Below are 20,228 nucleotides of genomic sequence, written 5' to 3' on the forward strand. Positions count from 1 at the left end.
TGGCGGGATGGAGGCCTAATCCGGTAGTGACGGCTGCGCCAGATATGCCAGCAGCTTTATCTCGCGGCGTCCGCGGGTGACAGTGTCGAGCACAAGGCCCGACGAAAATGAGAGCACGCCGACGATCATCAGGCCAGTCGAGAGCACGGCGGTGGGTAGCCGAGGCACCAACCCCGTTTCCAGATAGGTGACGGTGACGGGAATCGCGAGCCCGATGGAGACGATGCCGAAAAACAGGCCAACTGTGCCGAAGAAGCGTAGCGGCTTTTCCGAACGATAGAGCTTCATGATGGTGCCGAGGATCCGGAAGCCATCCTTCCACGTGTTGAGCTTGCTGGTGGAGCCCTGCGGTCGCGCGAAATACGGCGTCTCGATTTCAGCGACCGGCAGTGCGAGCTGCAGCGCATGAACGCTCAGTTCGGTCTCGATCTCGAAACCATCGGACAGCACCGGGAAGGATTTGACGAAGCGTCTCGAGAATACGCGATAGCCTGACAGCACATCCTTGAAGTTCTGACCGAACGTGAGTGACAGAAAGCCGGTGAGCAGTGAGTTGCCGGTGCGGTGGCCAAGGCGATAGGCGGCAACCTGCTGTTCGATGCGGCGGCCCACCACCATGTCGAGGCGATCTTTTAGCAGCGCTTCGATCATGGCTGGTGCAGATGTCGCGTCGTAGGTCGCATCGCCATCGACGAGAACATAGACATCGGCATCGATGTCACCGAACATGCGGCGCACAACATGACCCTTGCCCTGGCGGTTCTCGTGGCGAACAATCGCGCCCGCCTGCGACGCGACTTCGCGTGTGCGATCTGTCGAGTTGTTGTCGTAGACATAAATCGTGGCAGCGGGCAGCGCCCTGTGGAAATCGTTCACGACTGTTGCGACTGCGACCTCTTCATTGAAGCAGGGGATCAGGATAGCGACGCGGTGCGGTGCGGTCATGGAGCTTTCCGGCGGGTTCGAGGCGCAGCACGATCTCCGATCGACTGCACCGGACGAAGATGTGCTCCCGATTAATGCAGCCTATGGCGTTAATTTTCACAGTATTTGACAGCTCGCCGCCTCAGACCACCTTGCCTTGTCGCAATTCGGCGATCTCTTCGGTACCGAAGCCAAATTCGGCGAGGAGCTCCTCCGTCTGCTCGCCGACTTCCGGCGGCCGGGCGGCCATATGGCTAGGCGTGCGTGACAGCGTGAAGGGCTGACCGACCAGCGTGATCTTGCGGTTCTGGTCGTTGGGTACGTTCTGAGCGAGGCCAAGGTGCTTGACCTGCGCATCGGCGAACATCTGGTCGACGGAGTAGATCGGACCGCAGGGCACGCCGGCGGCATTGAGGTCGTTGACCCAATCCTCGGTGGTGCGCTTTTCGGTGCAGGCGCTGATCGCGGCATTGAGCGCGTCGCGATTCTTCGAGCGCGCGGGGCCGGTGGCGTAATCGGGATGGGTGATCAGTTCGGGGGCGCCGATCGCCTGGGCGCAGCGCTCCCAGATCTTGCCGCCGGTGGTGGCGATATTGATGTAGCCGTCAGAAGTCTTGAACACGCCGGTGGGAATGCTGGTCGGGTGATTGTTGCCGGCCTGTTTCGGCACGTCCTGCTCCATCAGCCAGCGCGCGGCCTGGAAATCCAGCATGAAGATCTGCGCTTGCAGCAGCGAGGTCTGGACCCACTGGCCCTGGCCGGAGACGTCGCGCTCCAGCAGCGCTGTAAGGACGCCCAGCGCGCAGAACAGTCCGGCGGTGAGATCGGCCACGGGAATGCCGACCCGCATCGGGCCTTCGCCGGGAGCCCCGGTGATCGACATCAACCCGCCCATGCCCTGGGCGATCTGATCGAAGCCCGGCCGCTTGTGATAGGGGCCATCCTGGCCGAAGCCGGAGATGCTGCCATAGACGATGCCGGGATTGATCGCCTTCAGGCTCTCGTAATCGATGCCGAGCCGGGCCTTCACGTCCGGTCGGAAATTTTCGACCACAACATCGGCTTTCTCGACCAGCCGTTTGAACACGGCGAGACCGCGCGGGTCCTTCAGGTTCAGGGTCATGGCCCGCTTGTTGCGGTGCAGGTTCTGGAAGTCCGAGCCCTGCCGCGGGCCGCCGGGCTGTTCTCCCGCGGCGTCGTCGCTCAGCGCATCGATCTTGATGACATTGGCCCCCCAATCCGCGAACTGCCGGACAGCCGTCGGGCCGGAGCGGATCCGGGTCAGGTCGAGCACGGTAAAGCGGGAGAGGGCCTGCGAGGCGCGCGGGAAGGGCATTCAGAGGGCTCCGGAATGACGCAAGGTTGGGCCGAGACACTACCTTTCGCGCAAACCGGCGGGCTTGTCATGCCCCTGCCGTCGCGGCGGGGCGTGGATCCCCGCCACCTTGCGCAAAAATCGATGTAACCGGGATGTCACACCCGGTTGCAATTGGGCGCAGAACTCGCGCAATCGCCTGACCCTGAATTAAGCGGTTGAATGCTAAGGCATTATTTGGAGTTGCGCGTATGTTTCAACCTATTCTTCTGGCTTCTGGGATTTTTCGTTTTCGCGGTCGGCTACACGCTGGCGATGCGTGTATGGCCCGAACAGCCGACGTGCTGCATGGCAAGTTCATTCAGTCGGACGACGCATTGCAACAACGACGCCCGCACGACTGACCATGGTTGCGAGCTATCTGCCGAAACGGCGACTCACGGCCAGGCAACTCGCTGAGTGTTCTGTGCGATCGCAAATGCCGGCTGAGGGGCCTTCACGCGGGCTTTGGTGTGAAAAGATCCGGGCGCCTGATCTGCAAGGCTTGCACAAGTGCCAGCAATTTCATGTCGACGGTCGACGCTGTCCGGACGTGATCTGCAAGCGTCGCGAGCGACATTTCGTTGACGTCGATGTCCTCGTTCTCGTGGGCGAGTCCACCGCCGGACGCGACCCGGTCGGCGGCGCGGTATGGCGCCAGATACAACACCAGCCGTTCAGTCGAAACAGCCAGCATGGACCAGCAATTCGCAACCTTCTCCAGCGTGCCCAGGCGGACGCCTGCCTCTTCCATTGCTTCGCGCCGGGCACAGGCCTCGGCATCGCCATCGTCGTTCACCCCGGCGATCGGCTCGATAATGTTGTCGGCCCCCGGCGATACGTGCTCGACCGGTGTCCGGAACTGGCTGATGACAAGAGCGACCCGGCGTTCGTCATCATAGGGTAGAACCGCGACGGCATCGCCGTGATGCTCGATGTGTCGCGTGAACAACTGGCCTGTCGCGGACTTCACGTCTGCCAGAAACACCTTCATCCATCCATCCACGACGATCCGCACGTCCACTATGCTGTTCTTCATCGTTTATCCTTCAAGGTTCCCGAAATTTCTGCAGAACTTGTCGTTTGCGCTGTCGGTTGTACGCAGCTTATGTCGTAACGCTGCTATCATGCGGGTGGGATCGGATTTCTGGAATGCAAAGTATCGTACTGGGCGGCTCCGGCATCGTCGGCGGCCACATCGTCTCAAAGCTGGTGATGGCTGGCGAACGCCCGCTCGCTATATCGCGATCGCCGCGCGCAGACAAACAAGGGGTTCAGTGGATTCAGGGGGACTTAACCCATCCAGAAGCCCTGCAACTGCCGCGCATAACAACGGTCTATTGCACGGCGCATTCCCTCCTGCTGGCAAAGGCGCTGCCCAGTCTGTTCAGCGACGAATTGCGGCGGGTCGTTCTGTTTACGTCGACCAGCATCGTCACCAAGCTCAATTCCGATATTCCCGCCGAGCGCGAAGGCTTGCAGCGGCTTGCCGAGGGCGAGCAACAGACGATCGACATGTGCACCCGAATGGGTGTCGGCTGGACCGTGCTGCGGCCGACGATGATCTACGACGAGGGGCGTGACGCCAACGTCTCTCGATTGGCAAGGTTGATTCAAAAAGTCGGCGTGATGCCGCTCGCGGGCAGAGGCGCCGGGTTGCGCCAACCGGTTCACGCCGAAGATCTCGCGATCGGTGCGCTGAACGCTGCGTCCAGCGATGCTGCGAAGAACAATGTCTATGCTCTGCCGGGGCCAGAGGCCATCGCCTATCGAGAGATGGTGGGGCGGATATTCGATGGACTTGGCAAGCCCCGGCGCATTGTCGCGGTGCCGCCTGTGTTGTGGAAGGCTGCGTTTGCACTGGCTGCGCCGCTCTTGCCAAATGCCAATGCCGCAATGGGCAGTCGCATGGCGAAGGACATGGTGTTCGATCCCGCAGCTGCGGTCAGGGACTTTGCTTGGAATCCGCGCAGCTTTCATCCACAATTCAAAGACGCATTCGACTTACGATAACGGTTACTTCAGTTCAATTTTTCCGGGGTGGTTGAATCAGCCAGTATCGATGTCTTTGTGACCCGAACCGTATCCAGGCGGGCATTCAGGTTGGACATCAAGCGTATGCGAAAGTCCGCTGGTACCGTTGGCATGTCGACCAGTCTTTTCTGCACGAGCATGCCGTCCTGATCCTGAAACGACAGGACATAGTTGGCGAGCACCGACGGATCCATACGTTCGATGGTCACGGATATGCTGTCGATATGTCGATTGCCTGTGTCCCCCGTAATGTGCGCGATAGAGAAAACGAAGCGTCGCTCGTTATCCAGAAGTTGGTAGTCGAGCGCGGCAATGTCCTCGCTTGAGGCGGCGATTTCGGACGGCTTTGTATAAATCTGGACCGGGCGCTTGTATTTCGCTCTGACATAGGTCGTCCAGTAATCGCCAGGTACGACGGTAAACCAAGTCCCGCTTCTGAATCTCGGTGCGAAAATGATGGGCGATGTTTGCCGTGTGGCGTCAATTGTCTTGAGCGCCAATGCAAGGACTCGCCAACGGCCAGCTTCCGGACGCATGTCCGCTGCAATTGCGTCGTTCATTCTACTGCCGACAGTAGCGAAGGCGCCAAGCAGTATCGCAAGTGCCAGCGCGATCACAAGTCCAAGGCCCCGTGGAGGAGCAAACGGCATCAGAATTCCGGCAATCATCATGCTGACGCCGAAGTGCGACAGAATAGTCATGACGTATGAATTGATGCCGTATTCCAGACACAAGGTCTGATATTTTTCAGTCATCGCCACCGGCAGGATAGGCAAGAAAGTGATAATGCCCCCGACCAGGATGAGCGGGATGAATCTCCAGACCGTCAAGCCTCGTTCGGGCATTCGCCGCAGAGTGACAAAAGCCGCGTAGACGGTCATCGCGCCAATGAGGATCGTGCCTGGATAGGCGGCCAATTCGTACACGTAATCATAGATGGAGTAGACGATGGCCGTGCCCGTGTTCGTCAGGGCGTCTGCATACACCACTTTATAGGGAATGATCAGGTCGTAAAGAAGCGAGCCGCTTAGCGCAAAGTTCAACAGCGTCGAGGAAGTTTTGTCGACATCGAACGCGGCTAGTGAATGTCCACCGTATTTGGAAGGATGTGTGATCATCCAGCCGACCGCAAGCAACACGTATACGGCCGGAACACCGATGCTGACGAGTGTAAGGTCGCGGAAGCGGCCGCGCGTGAAGTCGCTGATCTTGAATTCCAGGAACGATTTCTCGATCGCCAGATTGCCCAAGACACTACAAGCGAACAGGACGCAAACTAAAACGGCCACGCCCTCGTTGTTAAACAGTGCCGCGAACAAGAACAAAATGTTTAACGCGAGGAGGGCCTTTGCGCCTGAAAGAAAATAGTAGCGCCCCGCCAAAATCGCGAATGCGCACAGGGTTGCCGAAGGCCACACCAAGAGCGGATAGGTGGTGAACGCTGAGCCTTCCCAACGTAGTGCGAACAGGCCCAGAAACAGGCAGCCCGTGAAGCCAGCCGTTCGACGGCCCCAATAGGATGAAACAACCGCGAAAAAACTGACGAAGAAAATAGCAAAGCTTCCTAGTTTCAGAATGCTCTCCAAGGGAGTGCCTTCCCAGAACAGGGCGCCGAGCATCAGGCTTCCGATGGGAAAGGCCCACACGCGCCCTTGGCTTCGCGCCCAGTCCCCGATCGGATCTCCTGCAGGTTGATGCGCATGCAGCGCCCAGACGGCGTCGTCAGTGTGCATCGGGCCCATGCCCCAGACTCGTAAACACAGGCAGGCAAGCAGAAGCGCTATGACGAGGCCATCGATGCCGATGAAGTACATTGCCTGTATCAGACGTGCGCGAACCGCGGCTATCTGCTGACGGATATCTTGCATCGAAGCGGGCATCAGTCCTGTTGCAGGTTCGAGTGTGCCGAAGGCAGGTTTCTTGGATGGGGGAGTTAGTCGCTGAGTGACGTTGCGCTAGTCAAAATTGACACGCTCGCGTTCGATGACCATCGGGCGGCGCCTGACCTGATTGAAGATCGCGACGATGTATTCGCCAAGCAGGCCGAGGAACAGCATCTGAACGCCGCCGAAGAAAAAGATCGCGATGACGATCGTCGGTGTTCCCTGAGGACCAAGGTCAAAGCCGAGCAGCTTCAAGACAAGCAGAGTAAAGGCGTAGACGAAGCTCAGGAACGCGATTCCGAAACCTGCAAAAAACGCGATACGCAGCGGCGCGCTGCTGAAGCTGATGATTCCGTTCAGGCCCTGATCGACAAGCTGCCAGAGCCGGTTCCGCGAAATCCCGTGCTTGCGGGGCTGCCACTTGTAGGGAATGCCGACCGATCGGAAGCCTGCGTCGAACGGCATCATGCGCATGAAGGGCTGCACATCCTCGAAGCGTTTCATGGCGTCCAGAACTTTACGGTCCACGAGTTGATAGTCGCCGACGTCTGCCGGATAGGTCACGTAGGACATGCGGCTGATGAACTGGTAGTAGAAATGCCGCGCTGTACGCAGCAAGATGGGTTCTTCGCGTTCCGCTCTAATTCCGAACACAACCTCGTTGCCGGCTTCCCAGTGTTTGACAAAGGTGGTGATCAGTTCTGGGGGGTCCTGGAGGTCCGCCGGCACGAACAATACGATGGCGTCGCCAGTGGTGCTGAGGACGCCGTTATAGGTATTGCGCAGAATGCCGAAGTTGCGGGAATTGACGATGATTTTGACCGATGGATCCTCTGCCGCAATCGCCTTCAGGATCTCAGCCGTGCGGTCACTCGATGCATTGTCGCAAAATATGTGCTCGCGATCGTAACCAGGCAGTTCGCGCGCAAACAGGTCTTTGATTGCCTGATAGCACTCGGCGATCCCGTCCTCTTCGTTGAAGCATGGTGTCACGAGGCTGATCGTTTTACGCACGTGGCGAACTCCGGAACACGAATAGCTTAAGAACCAAAAATGTGCCGATCACGACAGGCGGCAAAACGAGGGCCTGTGCGACAAGCGGGTGAATGCCCCAGGCAAGCACAGTGCGTAGCAGGAGGACGTTAAATCCATAGATGACGAGGTAGGCGAGCGCAAATTTGAGAAAGTTCTTGCCACCGCCATTGCCGCGAAAGACAAGGCGGCCCGTCGTCATATAGTTGAACCCAACGGCGATGACGACGGTGACAAACAGCGCCAGCTCCGGAGCAAGTCCAGCGAATATCCCCGCGGCATAGACCAGATAGCCGAATGCAGTATTCAACAGACCGACGATCAGGAAACGGGCAAATTGACCAGCCGTCCGTCTGCGGTCGGCAGGGATCATTGGATGTCGCCAGTCGTCAACACGAGGTGGTTTTAGCCGTCATTCGACAGGAAGTGCGTGTTCCTGTCTGAGCTGCCATTCTATTCTACAATTCACTCTGTATGGGAGGGATTGGCCGAATTCAAGCGACAATAGGCGGCCAAGCTGCAGTTGACAAAAACGCTTGGAAACGTGCAGTTACTTTAACCTAAAAGCCCGATTTATCTAACATTTTCGAAAGTAGTTCGATGAAAGTTGTCATCCTTGCGGGGGGCCTCGGCACGCGCCTGGCTGAGGAAACGAGCGTCCGGCCGAAACCGATGGTGGAAGTTGGAGCAAGGCCGATTCTCTGGCACATCATGAAGATCTACAGCCACTACGGCTTCAACGACTTCATCGTCTGCCTTGGATACAAGGGATACATCATCAAGGAATATTTTGCTAATTACTTCCTGCACATGACCGATGTGACCTTTCACCTGGCCGAAAATCGCATGGAAGTTCATCGCGAGACCGCGGAGCCTTGGCGCGTGACGCTCGTGGACACGGGCGACGAGACGATGACCGGTGGGCGCCTGAAGAGAGTGCTGCCGTATGTCGGCGATGAAGAAGTATTTGCGATGACGTATGGCGACGGTGTCGCCAATATCGATCTGGCGGCCGAATTGGCTTTTCACAGGTCTCACGGCAAGCAGGCCACGGTGGCGGCGGTGCGTCCCGCCAAGCGTTTCGGCGCGATTTCGATCGAGGGTGATCACGTCAAGAGTTTCCAGGAAAAGCCGGCTGACGACGGCGGCTGGATTAATGGAGGCTTCTTTCTGCTCTCACCGAGCGTCGGCAAACTGATCGCGGGCGATAGTACGGTCTGGGAAGGGGAACCGATGGAAGCGCTGGCGCGGACTGATGAGTTGCGCGCTTACGTCCACCATGGCTTCTGGCATCCGATGGATACCATTCGCGACCGCACGTTCCTCGAATCGCAGTGGACTAGCGGGAAAGCCGAGTGGAGAGTTTGGTGATCGATCCAGGCTTCTGGCGTAACCGCCGCGTCTTTCTGACCGGGCATACGGGCTTCAAGGGCGCGTGGATGACGCTGCTGCTGCGCTCGCTCGGCGCGCAGGTTTTTGGTTTTGCGTTGCCGCCGGAGGGCGAAAGAGACCTGTTCAACGTCGCCGGTGTCAAAAGCGATGTGGAGCACCAGATCGGCGATGTGCGCGACCTTCCGCTCTTGCGCGATTCGTTACGGACGGCGAAGCCGGAAATCGTGATCCACATGGCAGCGCAATCGCTGGTGCGCCTGTCTTACGATGAGCCGGTCGAGACCTATGCAACCAATGTCATGGGCACTGTGCACCTTCTGGAGGCGGCCCGATCGGTTCCAGAAGTCCGTGCCATCGTGGTGGTGACCAGTGACAAGTGTTACGAGAACACTGGCACGCTGCGGGGGTACAATGAAACGGATGCCATGGGCGGATACGATCCCTATAGCAGCAGCAAGGGATGCGCCGAGATCGTCACGGCAGCCTATCAGCGCAGCTTCTTCCACGATGGTTCGTCGGCGCTGGTGGCGAGTGCGCGCGCCGGCAACGTGATCGGCGGCGGCGACTGGGCCCGCGATCGGCTCGTCCCGGATATCATGCGATCATTCATGGCGGGGCAGGTGGTTCGGATCCGGAACCCGGACGCGGTGCGCCCGTGGCAGCACGTCATGGATCCGGTGATCGGTTACCTGACGTTGGCTCAATGTCTGGTTCAGGACGGTCGTCAATTTGCCGAAGGCTGGAACTTCGGCCCACATGAGGACAGCGAGGTCCCCGTCTCGACCCTTGTGCGGCAACTTGCGGCGCATTGGGGAGTGGATGCCCGATGGGACCTGGACAAGGGTGACAATCCGCACGAAGCCGCGTATCTGAAGCTGGATTGCAGCAAGGCGCGTGCGCGCCTTGCGTGGCGCCCAGTGATCGAATTTGATCGCGCGTTGCAACTGTCGTCGGAATGGTATCGCTCATTTCATGAGCGCGCCGATATGCGCGCGCTGACCCTTCGCCAGATCAACGAGACAATCCACGGCCGCTGACTGATTTGACGGCTGCCTCAAAACGACATGCAGGAGATTAAGGGTGCTGGGTTCCATCGTCGAGATTAAGTCGTGTGAAGTATGCGGTAGCTCGGACCTGAGCTCCGCCATCGATCTTGGCCTGCACCCAATGTGCGATGATCTTGTTCCTGTTGGTAATGATTATATCTGCAAGGAGTATCCGATCGATATTCTGTATTGCAGCTCGTGCCGTACCGCGCACCAGCGCTTTCAGATTCCGAAGCGAGAGCTGTTTCCGGCCACTTATCACTATCGCTCGCGTCATACGATGGACGTGCTGAACGGCATGAAGGATCTGGTCGCTGCCTGCGAAGTGACGCTGGGAAATCTATCGGACAAGAAAGTACTCGATATCGGTTGTAACGACGGAAGTCTGTTGTCCTTTTTCGCAGAGAAAGGCGCCAAGACATTCGGCATCGAACCGACCGGTGCTGCCGCCGATGCCGCGGAGCGCGGGCACGTCGTCATCAACGATTTCTTCTCCGAAGAAGTTGCGGATCAGTTCGTGCGCAAGAACGGAAAGCCGGACGTCATCACGTTCACGAATGTCTTTGCCCATATCGAAGACCTGAAAGGCGTGATCCGCGCGTTGAAAATCGCCGCGCATGACAAAACGCTGATCGTTATTGAGAACCATTATCTCGGCGCGATCCTCGAACGAAACCAGTTCGACACATTTTATCACGAGCATCCACGCACTTACAGTCTGACTTCTTTTGTTCACATCGCGAAGTCGCTTGGCATGGAAATCGTGCTGGCCGAATTTCCCAAGCGTTATGGCGGCAATGTTCGCGTGTTTCTCCGAGCAGCATCGGGCGATGCGGCTGTTCGCGAGAAGCTTGCAGAGATCGACAGCCTGGAAAGCGGATTCGGCGACGGACTGACGAAGCTGGCGGCACAGGTTTCCATCTGGAAAGACAACAAATACGCGCAGATCCAGGCGGAGGTTGCCAGGTACGGGCCGCTTGCCGTCAAGGCATTTCCCGGACGTGCCGCGATTCCCGTGAAGATGCTCAATCTGTCGACCGATCATATTTCGGCCGCCTATGAGAAGCCGTCCTCCGCGAAGATTGGACACTACATTCCGGGTACACGGATTCCAATTTGCTCCGACGACGAGTTTACGCCGGAGCTGATCGGCGATGCGCCGTTGCTCAATCTGGCTTGGCATATCGCAGATGAGATCAAAGGATATCTTCGTCAGCGCGGCTTCAACGGTCCAATCATCGACATCATCGCATCGGAAGACTTTCTGGAGCGGCGGTGACGTTCGCGATCTTCGGATCCGGTTTCGGGCTCTACGGCTATCTTCCGGCGTTGATCGGTTGCGGTCAGCGCGTCGTTCTTCCAGAGCGATATCGTGAGCGCTTTCTGGCGCGCACGGAGCTGGCGCGATTTTCGGAGGATATCGAATGGGCGGCGGACGAGGCGGCGGCATTGGCGCGTGCCGATGGCGTTGTCGTCGCGCTGCGACCCGGCGATCAGGCCGCGTGGATTCCGCGTTGCGTTGCGCAGTCTGAGCTCGCAAGGCTGATGTTTGAGAAACCATTGGCGCAGACTCCTGACGAAGCCCTGCGATTACAGAAGCTGTTGAGTGAAAGTGGAAAGTCGTTTCGCATCGGCTACACATTTTGCGGAACGCCGTGGGCGGCCGACATTCGCGAGTTCGTCGCTCAAGATCAAAGCGGCGTGCTCGCGATTGAGTGGCAGTTCCTGGCACACCACTACCGGCACGATCTGCCAAACTGGAAAAGATCGCATCCGGAAGGCGGCGGCGCGATCCGTTTCTATGGCATTCAACTGATCGCAGTTCTCGCTGAACTCGGTTATCGGGAGGTCGCCGAAAGCCGTTCATTCGGGCCAAGCGAGCAGGAAATTGTGCGATGGACCGCCACGGTCGCGGGCAAGGGCCTGCCGGACTGTCGGCTCGTCGTCGATTGCAGATCAGATGTCACGGAGTTCGTGATTCAGGCTCAGTCGCCGCGCGGTCCACAGAAGCGCCTGTTCAGCAATCGTGACCCATTCGGGGACGACGCCCGCATGGCGACGCCGAATGCGCTCGACAGCCGCGTAGGTCTGCTACAAGGGCTAATCGACCCTCTGCTTCAACCCGGCAGCGGAGGCCCGGTCTGGTACGACGATGTTCTGTTGCTGTGGCAGAACATCGAGGCTCGCTCGACCTTCTCGCTCGCTTGAATTATTGGCCGGTATGGGCGGCGTATTGGTCGAGGATGTCGTCGATCGGACCGATCGCGCGTACTTGGCCGGTTTCCATCCAGATTCCGCGGTTGCAGAACCGGCGGCAGATCGCTTGGCTGTGCGAGGCAAGTACCATGATGCTCGCTTTTTCAACGAAGCGCTGGATGCGATGCTCGGCTTTGGAAATAAAGCCGGCATCGCCTGCCATGATCCACTCATCCATCAAGAGGATTTCGGGGGCGAAGCAGGTCGCCACGGCGAAGGTGAGGCGGGTCATCATGCCCGATGAATAGGTGCGCACGGGAATATCGAGGTAATCACCAAGCTCGGTGAAATCGATGATGTCCTGCATCCGTTCTTCGATCTCGTCCGGACGCAGCCCGAGGATCAGTCCGCGCAAGCGAATATTCTCGTATCCGCTGATTTCTTGGTCGATGCCGAGGCCGATATCGAACATCGGGGAGATGCGCCCGCGGCTCGTGACGGTCCCCGAGACCGGCTCGTAGATACCGGCCATGACGCGCAGCAGCGTGGTCTTGCCGGCGCCATTCGAGCCAATCAATGCAACCCGGTCGCCAGCCTGAATGTTCATCGAAATGTTGCGCAGCGCCTCGACTGTGATGCGGTGGCTGGCGTCGGTTGCGAGATGGCCCCCGGATCCGCGAAACATCAGGCTCTTCTTCAGCGAGCGCGAGCCGCCGTGATAGATCGGAAACGAGACGCTGACGTCTTGAAGGACAAGCTCGGTTACGGTCGATGGATTGGTCATGAATCAGACCCAGTACGAAATGCGAGAGCGGAAGCGGGCAAAGAACAAGCCGGCAACGACGAGGTTGAGCAGGGTGATGATGAGAGCGGCCAGATAATGTTTCGGATCCGGTACGCTGCCAAGCAGAGGTCCGCGGATGATCTCGACCAGGTGAAAGAACGGATTGGCGTCCGCAATATACGTCCGATGTTGAAGAAGTTCCGGCTTCCACATGATCGGAGTTACGAAGAACACAATCTGTACGACGGAGTTGACGAGCTGCGGAATGTCCCTGAAGCGTGCCGAAATCATGCCGAGGGTAAGACTTGTCAGCGCGCCGTTGAGGAGGAGAATAGCGAGGCCCGGAATGGCCAGCAGTGCGGTCGCGCCCGGCCAGATGCCGAAATACCAAATGACGCCGAAGTAAATCAGAAAGTTATGGAAGAAGATGATCAGCTTGCTCCAGCACGATCTAAAAACATAGACGGTGTACGGCAGCCTGACTTGCTTGATGTAGGATTCCGAGCCCGTGAACAGCGTGCCGCCTTCCATCAGAAAGGTAGACATCAGATTCCAGATGAGAAGTCCGACGCAAAGAAACGGCAGAAAGTCATTGATCGGCGTCTTGAATAGTTCCGCATAAAGGATGCCGAGAGAAACGACCATGATTGCCATGCTTGCCGTCAGCCACAGCGGGCCCAGCATCGAGCGGCGATAACGCTGCAGAATGTCGTTCCAGCCGAGGCGCCCCCATAGCGGCCACAGCGAAAGGCCGGTCCTGATATCGAGCCAGGCGCGGCTCCAGGACTTGTTGTGCCCACGAATAACAGGTTGCTTCTGCATCGTGGCCAACTCGACATTATCGGTTACGGGCATCCGGTCTCGTCCTGCATGCTGTTACGCGACTTCTGACGAAGAACATCTTCGTAGACTTCTTCCATCCGCGAAACATATCTTTCCTGGCTGTATTCCGAGCGCGCACGAGCCTTACCGGCTTCGCCCAGCCTTTGAGCGAGGGCTGCGTCATCCAGAATACGGCTGATGGCCTCGGCAAGCCCCCGGGAATCGTGCGGCTTCACCGTCAGGGCTTCCTGGTCGTGCCGCGCGATATGCGGGACCGCAGTGGTGAGCGACGTATTCACGATCGGCAAGCCGGCCGCCATCGCTTCGAGCTGGACGATGCCGAAGGCTTCTGCGCGTGTCACCGACGGGAAGGCGAATACCTTTGCCGCGTGGAGATAGGCCTTGATATGGCCTGCACTTACGCGGCCGGCGAATGTCACACGCTCTGCGACGCCGGTTTCGTTCGCGACCTTCTGCAGATCCTCGCGAAGCGGTCCTTCACCGATGAACACGACATGCCCGTCAATGTGGCGGAGTGCTTCCAGAAGGACGTCGAAGCCCTTGTAAGACACCAGGCGGCCGGTCGCGATGATCATGCGCGGGTGCTTATGCCGCAGGCGTTCCGCTTCGGCTTGTTCTTCCGCCGTGCAGGTTGCCCAGTAGTTAATATCGATTCCGTACGGAACGATTGCGCATTTCTCCGCAAACGGTGGCAAAAATGGTGAGCCATCGATCGTGGATTGGTCGGCGACGACGATCTTGTCCGCACGCGCCAGCGTCCTGACAATCGAGGGCGATAACAACTTCTTCAGCAACGCCCTGCCGACGATGTCGGCGTGCCAGAAAACGATCAGCGGCTTTTCGCGGGGCAGATATGGAATCGTGACGTCCACGATAGGGAAGGGCGCATGATGGACCAGAATGTCATTGGATTTGACGCGGTCCATCAAGGTGAAAGGGTAACCGGGGGCAATCGGTGTCGAGAACAGATTGCCCAGTGACGACACGGCACGTACCGGCACGCCATCGAGCTCGAATTTCCGGGCCATGCCGAGTAGTCGCGCGACGAGGATCTCGTTTTGCGTGCCCGCAGGCGATGGTCTGCTCAGGGTCGCCATTGCGAACGGAATCCCACCGTCCACGTCGGGTCGGTAAACCTTGTAGCTGTGCAGGACTTTCAGTGCGGCGCTCATGGCGCGGAGAAACCTCGGAATTCGAATGACAAGACCGGTGGCCATCGGGTTGCCGACGTCCGCGCGCGATCTACCTGTCTTTGAACCGGGGTATTGGGCCGACGCCGGTCCTAAGTAAAGTCATTTATTGTCAATGGATATGACCGTTTCGGGCCAAGGGAGAATGTCGCGGGAAGGTTATTAGGTGGTTGATTTTACAGTAGATTTATACGCGCCCGCGACGATTTCGGCGCTCCCGCTCCAACTGAACGCGCTGGCCAGTGCGATCCGCTCTTGCGCGCGTTGGTCATCCTTCGTTGGCTCGTCCATCAGTCGGCGCATCGGGGCGACCCAGGCGTGAACGTCGGTCGCCGCGACTGTGATGGCATGGCCGCGGGTAATCTCGTCCATGCATGTATTTTCACCATGGACGACCTCAGTGCCGCAGGCGAGGGCCTCGACGACCGGCATACCGAAGCCCTCGTAGATCGACGGAAACAACAGGGCTACGGCTCCCTCATACAGCGCGCGCAGTTCGGTGTCCGAGACCGACCCGAGGAAACGCAGGCTGCCTTCGCTTACCAGGTTTGGGGTTTCCGGTGGCAATTCGAGCTGCCCCCAACCACTGTTGCCAACAATTGCCAACGGCATTCGGCGGCGTTCCGCGGGAGACAACTGGGCGTAGGCCATGATCAGCGTCCGAAGGTTCTTGCGGGGCTCCAGAGTGCCTACGGCCAGGAAATAGGCCTTGTAGGATACGTCAAACCTGACGAGCGCCTGCTCGGTCGCGGCCTGTCCCAGCGGCCGAAAGATGCTGCTGGCAGCGGGTGGTGCGACAACGATCTTGTCTGGCGCGCACCCATAGACATCCACGATCTCGGCTTTGCTGAATTCAGAAATGGTATGCACGACCGCGGCGCGTTCCACGACCTTTGGTAGCTTTTCCAATTGGCGAAGGCGGTCTTTGGGATGTGCGTCGGGATACCGAACAAAAGAGAGGTCGTAGACGACAGGAAGCACCGGGACGTTCAGGTCGGCGAATGGCACGTAGCGAAAGGCATGGAATACGTCGAGGGATATATTCTGGGGAATTCGCTGAAACCGGATGGCTTGAAACTCGCGATAGAGACGGCGCGCAGTCGGCGCCTGCGCCAGTTTGGCCCGCAAGGCGAGCGAGGCCTTGCGGGTGAGCGACGCGCGCAGCGACAGCTTCTGGCTGTCGGCATGCTTGCCCTGCATCTGCTCGATCCGTGCCAGGTCTTCCGGGCCGAAGGGGCGGCATGCCATGTGCGAGAATTCATAGAATTCGAGCGCTGCCTTCTGTTCCAACAGGGCTTTCACCAGATGAAAACAGTAGTTGCCGATGCCGGTCATCGAGCCGCGCAAGATGTCCGTTTCGAAGCCGACCGATATTGGAGTCACTTTTTCCAGTACCAATTATTTTTCACGACGACCTCGATCAACGCTTCCGTGCTTTGATCCCATGTCAGGCGCTTCATGCCGGTCGAACAAGGAGATGTTTTGGCCGCAGATGCGGCTAGCCACTGTTCGATATCATGTGCAAGTGCATTTGGATCTTCGGTCTTTACGAAGGTTGCGTGTCCGTCGGCGATCTCGCGGAACACCGCGATGTCGGAGCAGATAATGGGCGTGCCATAACTTGCACTTTCAACGAGCGGCAGGCCGAACCCTTCGCCCTTGCTCAGGAACAGAAATACCGATGCCTTGCGATAGAGTTCGGCGATCTGGGCGTCGTCGAAATCCTCGAAAAGAAACAGAGTCGTGCCAAGCGCTGGATGGCTGCGCAGCCGGTTCATGAATTCCTCGAGAAGCCAACCCTTGCGGCCGGCGATCGCGAGCGACAGTTTCGAACCTTTCTGCCAAAGATGTTCGAATGTGTTGAGGGCAAGTTCATGGTTTTTGCGGGGTTCGATTGTCCCGACCATGAGCGCGTAGGGCAGAGCGGCGTCCAGTGTCGAATCCGGCTTCGCCTGATCGGGCGAGAGCGGCGGCAATGACCCGAGATGCCAATAGCCAACCTGCAGACCCGGAGCTCCAAGATCGTGCTGCGTCATATAGGCAATCAGCTCGTCGGCAATCGTGCGCGATATGCAAAGCAGATTATCGCTTGCCGCAATCGCACTGCGTACCCATCCCTCGAACCAGATCTTGCCGCCGCTGACGACGTCGGTTGACGGCAGCGTAATGGGCAGCAGATCATAGATCGCCGTCGTGATGGGGACATGCGCAGCGCGGGCGCGCTGAAAAATCTCCGCAAACTGATCGTACTCGGCCCACGACGAATCCAGCATCAGCAAACGGTCTCCGGACCTGAATGTGATGGGTTTTCGGATGGCGGGAGACCCTTCGAACGGCAGGGTCAATCCCTGCTGTTCGAGCCATGACGTCGCCGGGAAGATCTCGCTGCCCTCGCGTTGAAAAGCGACCACGTCGAAATCGTTGTGCCCGCGCAGATATGCGGCGCGCAGTGTTTCTCTGACGACGCGCGGAATGCCAGTGCCATGATCGCTTTTTGCGATATGGCTGACGTCGATCAGCAAGCGAGGGCGAAGGAACCCTGGTGCCTTAAAGGCGCTGGCGAATTTTGCCACGGAATCTGCCGCACGCGCCGGTTGAGGAGTGGCCGCCAGATAAGGGCCGATCTCGGTCGCGAGTCCCTCGATCCTGGCTGCGGCGTTACGGCTGACAAATTCATTGATCGCGGCCGCGTATTCCTGAGCGCACTGACGAGGGTCGTGATGAGCGCGGACATAATCCAGGGCCCTGCCGGCAAGCTCTCGGCGTTGCTGCGGCAACTGACGAAGCGTCAGAAGGCTCTGCGCGATTTCGGCGGCGTCCGGATCTGCGCTCAGTTTGACGACCACGTTGTCCGGATAGTCGCGGTAACTCGCTTCTTCATTCACGACCACGGGCACGCCGTAAGCCAGGCAATCGAGGACACCTTTCGGCGTGCCGCCACGGCTCTTGGTGCGCAGTTGCACCGCGATATCGACGATACGCATATACGTTGCGTAGTCCTCGTCGGACAGAAAACCGGTGACCTTGATGCGTTCGCCAAGTTTTGACTTCTTGATCCGATCGCCAAGATCAAATCCGAAGTGGTCCTTCGCCAATTCTCCCACAAACACCAAATGACATCTGGAATCGCCGGCGAGGTCTGAATCCAGCACAGCGTCCAGCAGACGGTCGCCACATTTCGTCCAGGCCACGTGGCCGAATGTTGCGATGACGACGTCGTTAGGCTCAAAGCCTAGCTTCGCGCGCTCTGCGTCGCGGCGCGCGGAACTCCAAGCCTCCGGAACGATTACCATCTGCGGAATGGTGCGGTAAGGCGCCCGGCAACCTTCCGGATAAAATTGGCGTGCGACCTCCAGATTGAATGGCGAGTGAGAAATGACGCCGATCGCCTGGTTCAGAACGCTCTTCGTGCAGGGCAGATTGACGACGGTCTCGCCGACAGGATCCGGGTTCTTGACCACCGGTGCAAACGCCTTCCGCGCGACTCCGCCATGGGCTTCGAGCATTTCGTGCGGATATCGGTTCGTTTCACCCAGATGGTAGTCGAGGTAAGCAAACAGGCCGCTGAGATAGGCGTCATGCAAACCGACGATACCGGGAAATTCCTGCAGCAGCGGCAGCATATGCGCATGGAATTCCGAATTCCCGAACTCGTAGAGGATCGCGTCATATGCCTTGGCATTGGCTGCGAAGTCGGCAGCGTCGAAAATGCGGAATGCCGCATTGAGTTCTGACCCGGTAACGTTGTCGCCGACAATGTAGACATCGACCTCGAAATGCTCGGCCAGAAATGGCAGGAACTGCGCATTGTAGTCCGCGATCCCAGAGCGGGCTGGGGGCAGTGGCGTCAGAACCGCAAGACGGCCGCGCTTCAACCAGCCCGCGGCGGCGGACGAAATGCCCGAGTGCCGTTTGCGGCGAACCGCCTCGTCGAAGGCCTCGATGGCCTGCCCGGCGGCAGACGGCCAATTGAACCGGGCCGCCCGCTTGGTGCCGTACTGACGCAGATCTGCAGCAAGGCCGGGCGTGCTGAGGACACGATGCATTGCCTCGGCGGTGGCTGCCGGCTTGCTGGAATCGAACAACGCATCGGAACGGTCGATCAGTTCCTTGATGCTGGAATTGTTGCCGCCGATCACAGGAGCGCCACAGGCCATGGCTTCGAGAACCGGTAACCCCAGTCCTTCATAGAGCGAAGGGAAGACGAAGAGATCACAGGTTGAATAGAGGCCGACCAGATCTTCCTCGGGGAGATATCCCAGGAACAGGATGTCGTCGCCGGCGAGGCCTGCCTGTTTTGCAGCGGCTTCCAGAGCCAGTTTTCGGTCGGGCGTCAGCGCGCAGACGATCACGAGCTGTGTGTTAGCTCGCGTTTCGGCTGGCAGCTCGGCATAGCCGTTGATTGCTCCCTGCAGGTTCTTTCGATGATCGTCGCCGCCAGTGTAGAGAATGAACCGCGGCCGAGAGATCTGGTAACGCGCCACGAGTTGTGCGCGGATAGTTGTCGCATCGACGACGGGTCGGAAGTGGTCGGAGATGCCGCCGTAGATCGTGACAACCCTGGACGGATCGAGACCTAGCAATTCGATTGCGTCCTGACGGCTCGATTCCGAAATCGCAAGAAGCAGGTCAGCATGCCGCAGCAATTGCACGCGTTGCATGTACCAGGCTTGAAACCGCTTATCCCGAAAGTAGTAATCGCTGAACCGCATCGGTATGAGGTCATAAAGCGTCGCCGAGAACACCTGACCGATTGGGCGGTTCTTGAGGAAGGGGATCGCAACTCGGTCGCTATATCCCTCGAACAGATGCGAAACGTGAACGATGTCCGGAAGAGCCGAGGCGACGACGCTCGCATATAGAGCAGCATCCAGTGCGTCCTGTTCTCCACCCTCGAAGCTGCGTCGCCCCGCCAGTTCAGGCAGGACCGGTGGGCGGATCATTCGCTCTTCGGCAATTTCCGGCCATGACACTGCGAATGGGAGATGCGGAGCTGCAAGCCCAAGAAATTCCCGATATCCGGCTTGGCGGACCATTTCGAGGAAAAGAGAGCGTGAATATCGGCCAACGCCCCGGTGGGCAGAGCCCGCCGTCTGGCAAGCCTGTAAGTCTAACGCAATGCGGATCGATCGAATATCGATTTCACGCATCGATCCGCTTTCCCGGGTTCCAGATGGCTGTTTCTCGGTTCAGGCAAATCACCATGGCTTTGTATGCTTCAGTCGTTTGATCGACGTCTGGTGCGGGGAGCGGACCGGCTTGCCCGGCATAGACAGCGGAACGGTACAGCCCCGGATGTGCCAGACGACGATAGACCCCGCGAAGAATTCGGTTTGACGCGATGCGTCCAAAGAGCCCGGGCGCACGCGATCGCGCCGCTTGCGCGCACCGACGCAGAATACCTCCCAAGTTTAGTCGATGAGCCAAAGGCATCTTGCTCCAATTCAACCAAAGATATCGACATGCACCAACGACGGACTACCGCGTCAGAACGCTAGGCCGACGTTGATTCTGGCCCATACTATAACTGTTCTTATTATGCTGGTTTCG

Annotated in this window: 16 protein-coding genes; 5 read left to right on the top strand and 11 right to left on the bottom strand. The window is 58.5% G+C overall.

Features of this window, described 5'->3' with window-relative positions; all coding sequences use genetic code 11:
- Nucleotides 1-15 precede the first annotated feature (15 nt).
- The 3 genes from AB7783_RS03255 to AB7783_RS03265 all read right to left on the bottom strand — a co-directional run bounded on the left by AB7783_RS03255 (nucleotide 16) and on the right by AB7783_RS03265 (nucleotide 3,317).
- Nucleotides 16-945 (bottom strand): glycosyltransferase family 2 protein, encoded by a 930-nt coding sequence (locus AB7783_RS03255; RefSeq protein WP_441276811.1) that lies wholly within the window; start codon nucleotides 943-945, stop codon nucleotides 16-18.
- A gap of 121 nt (nucleotides 946-1,066) precedes the next feature.
- Nucleotides 1,067-2,260 carry a CaiB/BaiF CoA transferase family protein gene (locus AB7783_RS03260; protein ID WP_441276812.1) on the bottom strand — a complete coding sequence of 398 codons (1,194 nt, stop codon included), beginning with the start codon at nucleotides 2,258-2,260 and terminating at the stop codon, nucleotides 1,067-1,069.
- A gap of 475 nt (nucleotides 2,261-2,735) precedes the next feature.
- Entirely contained in the window at nucleotides 2,736-3,317 is a 582-nt protein-coding gene (locus AB7783_RS03265) for an NUDIX domain-containing protein (RefSeq protein WP_441276813.1), read from the bottom strand.
- 56 nt (nucleotides 3,318-3,373) lie between these two features.
- On the opposite strand from AB7783_RS03265, the gene AB7783_RS03270 reads away from it, so the two are divergent.
- Nucleotides 3,374-4,291, top strand: coding sequence for an NAD-dependent epimerase/dehydratase family protein (locus tag AB7783_RS03270; RefSeq protein WP_441276814.1), 918 nt, complete (start codon nucleotides 3,374-3,376; stop codon nucleotides 4,289-4,291).
- A gap of 8 nt (nucleotides 4,292-4,299) precedes the next feature.
- Here the strand turns inward: AB7783_RS03270 and AB7783_RS03275 are convergent, their stop codons facing one another.
- The 3 genes from AB7783_RS03275 to AB7783_RS03285 form a co-directional block, all read right to left on the bottom strand.
- On the bottom strand, nucleotides 4,300-6,192 hold the full coding sequence (locus AB7783_RS03275; RefSeq protein WP_441276815.1) for a hypothetical protein: 1,893 nt from the start codon (nucleotides 6,190-6,192) through the stop codon (nucleotides 4,300-4,302).
- A 75-nt stretch (nucleotides 6,193-6,267) separates the two neighbouring features.
- On the bottom strand, nucleotides 6,268-7,209 hold the full coding sequence (locus tag AB7783_RS03280) for a glycosyltransferase family 2 protein (protein ID WP_441276816.1): 942 nt from the start codon (nucleotides 7,207-7,209) through the stop codon (nucleotides 6,268-6,270).
- Entirely contained in the window at nucleotides 7,202-7,600 is a 399-nt protein-coding gene (locus AB7783_RS03285; RefSeq protein ID WP_441276817.1) for a GtrA family protein, read from the bottom strand. Before AB7783_RS03285 ends, AB7783_RS03280 begins: the two co-directional genes overlap by 8 nt.
- A gap of 227 nt (nucleotides 7,601-7,827) precedes the next feature.
- Between AB7783_RS03285 and rfbF the strand changes: the two genes are divergently transcribed.
- From rfbF to AB7783_RS03305, 4 genes are all read left to right on the top strand, one after another.
- Nucleotides 7,828-8,598, top strand: a complete 771-nt coding sequence (gene rfbF / locus AB7783_RS03290; RefSeq protein WP_441276818.1) for a glucose-1-phosphate cytidylyltransferase — start codon at nucleotides 7,828-7,830, stop codon at nucleotides 8,596-8,598.
- Nucleotides 8,595-9,656: a CDP-glucose 4,6-dehydratase gene (rfbG, locus tag AB7783_RS03295; protein WP_441276819.1), complete on the top strand. Its 1,062-nt coding sequence runs from the start codon at nucleotides 8,595-8,597 to the stop codon at nucleotides 9,654-9,656. The genes rfbF and rfbG overlap by 4 nt, the downstream gene beginning before the upstream one ends.
- A gap of 43 nt (nucleotides 9,657-9,699) precedes the next feature.
- Entirely contained in the window at nucleotides 9,700-10,944 is a 1,245-nt protein-coding gene (locus AB7783_RS03300; protein WP_441276820.1) for a class I SAM-dependent methyltransferase, read from the top strand.
- A gap of 170 nt (nucleotides 10,945-11,114) precedes the next feature.
- A complete protein-coding gene (locus AB7783_RS03305; protein WP_441276821.1) occupies nucleotides 11,115-11,873 on the top strand; it encodes a hypothetical protein in 759 nt (252 codons plus the stop codon).
- 1 nt (nucleotide 11,874) lies between these two features.
- Here AB7783_RS03305 and AB7783_RS03310 read toward each other — a convergent pair whose 3' ends face one another.
- The 5 genes from AB7783_RS03310 to AB7783_RS03330 form a co-directional block, all read right to left on the bottom strand.
- Nucleotides 11,875-12,645: an ABC transporter ATP-binding protein gene (locus AB7783_RS03310; protein WP_441276822.1), complete on the bottom strand. Its 771-nt coding sequence runs from the start codon at nucleotides 12,643-12,645 to the stop codon at nucleotides 11,875-11,877.
- A gap of 3 nt (nucleotides 12,646-12,648) precedes the next feature.
- Nucleotides 12,649-13,467, bottom strand: coding sequence for an ABC transporter permease (locus tag AB7783_RS03315; protein ID WP_441279633.1), 819 nt, complete (start codon nucleotides 13,465-13,467; stop codon nucleotides 12,649-12,651).
- A 23-nt stretch (nucleotides 13,468-13,490) separates the two neighbouring features.
- Nucleotides 13,491-14,705, bottom strand: a complete 1,215-nt coding sequence (locus AB7783_RS03320) for a glycosyltransferase (RefSeq protein WP_441276823.1) — start codon at nucleotides 14,703-14,705, stop codon at nucleotides 13,491-13,493.
- Between the two features lie 135 nt (nucleotides 14,706-14,840).
- Complete coding sequence (locus AB7783_RS03325; protein ID WP_441276824.1) at nucleotides 14,841-16,076, bottom strand: glycosyltransferase family 4 protein; 1,236 nt, start codon at nucleotides 16,074-16,076, stop codon at nucleotides 14,841-14,843.
- The gene (locus AB7783_RS03330; protein WP_441276825.1) at nucleotides 16,058-19,828 is read right to left on the bottom strand and encodes a glycosyltransferase; all 3,771 of its coding nucleotides are present in this window, start codon (nucleotides 19,826-19,828) and stop codon (nucleotides 16,058-16,060) included. Before AB7783_RS03330 ends, AB7783_RS03325 begins: the two co-directional genes overlap by 19 nt.
- Nucleotides 19,829-20,228 lie beyond the last annotated feature (400 nt).

Source organism: Tardiphaga sp. 172_B4_N1_3 (assembly GCF_052076035.1).
Taxonomy (GTDB): domain Bacteria; phylum Pseudomonadota; class Alphaproteobacteria; order Rhizobiales; family Xanthobacteraceae; genus Tardiphaga; species Tardiphaga robiniae.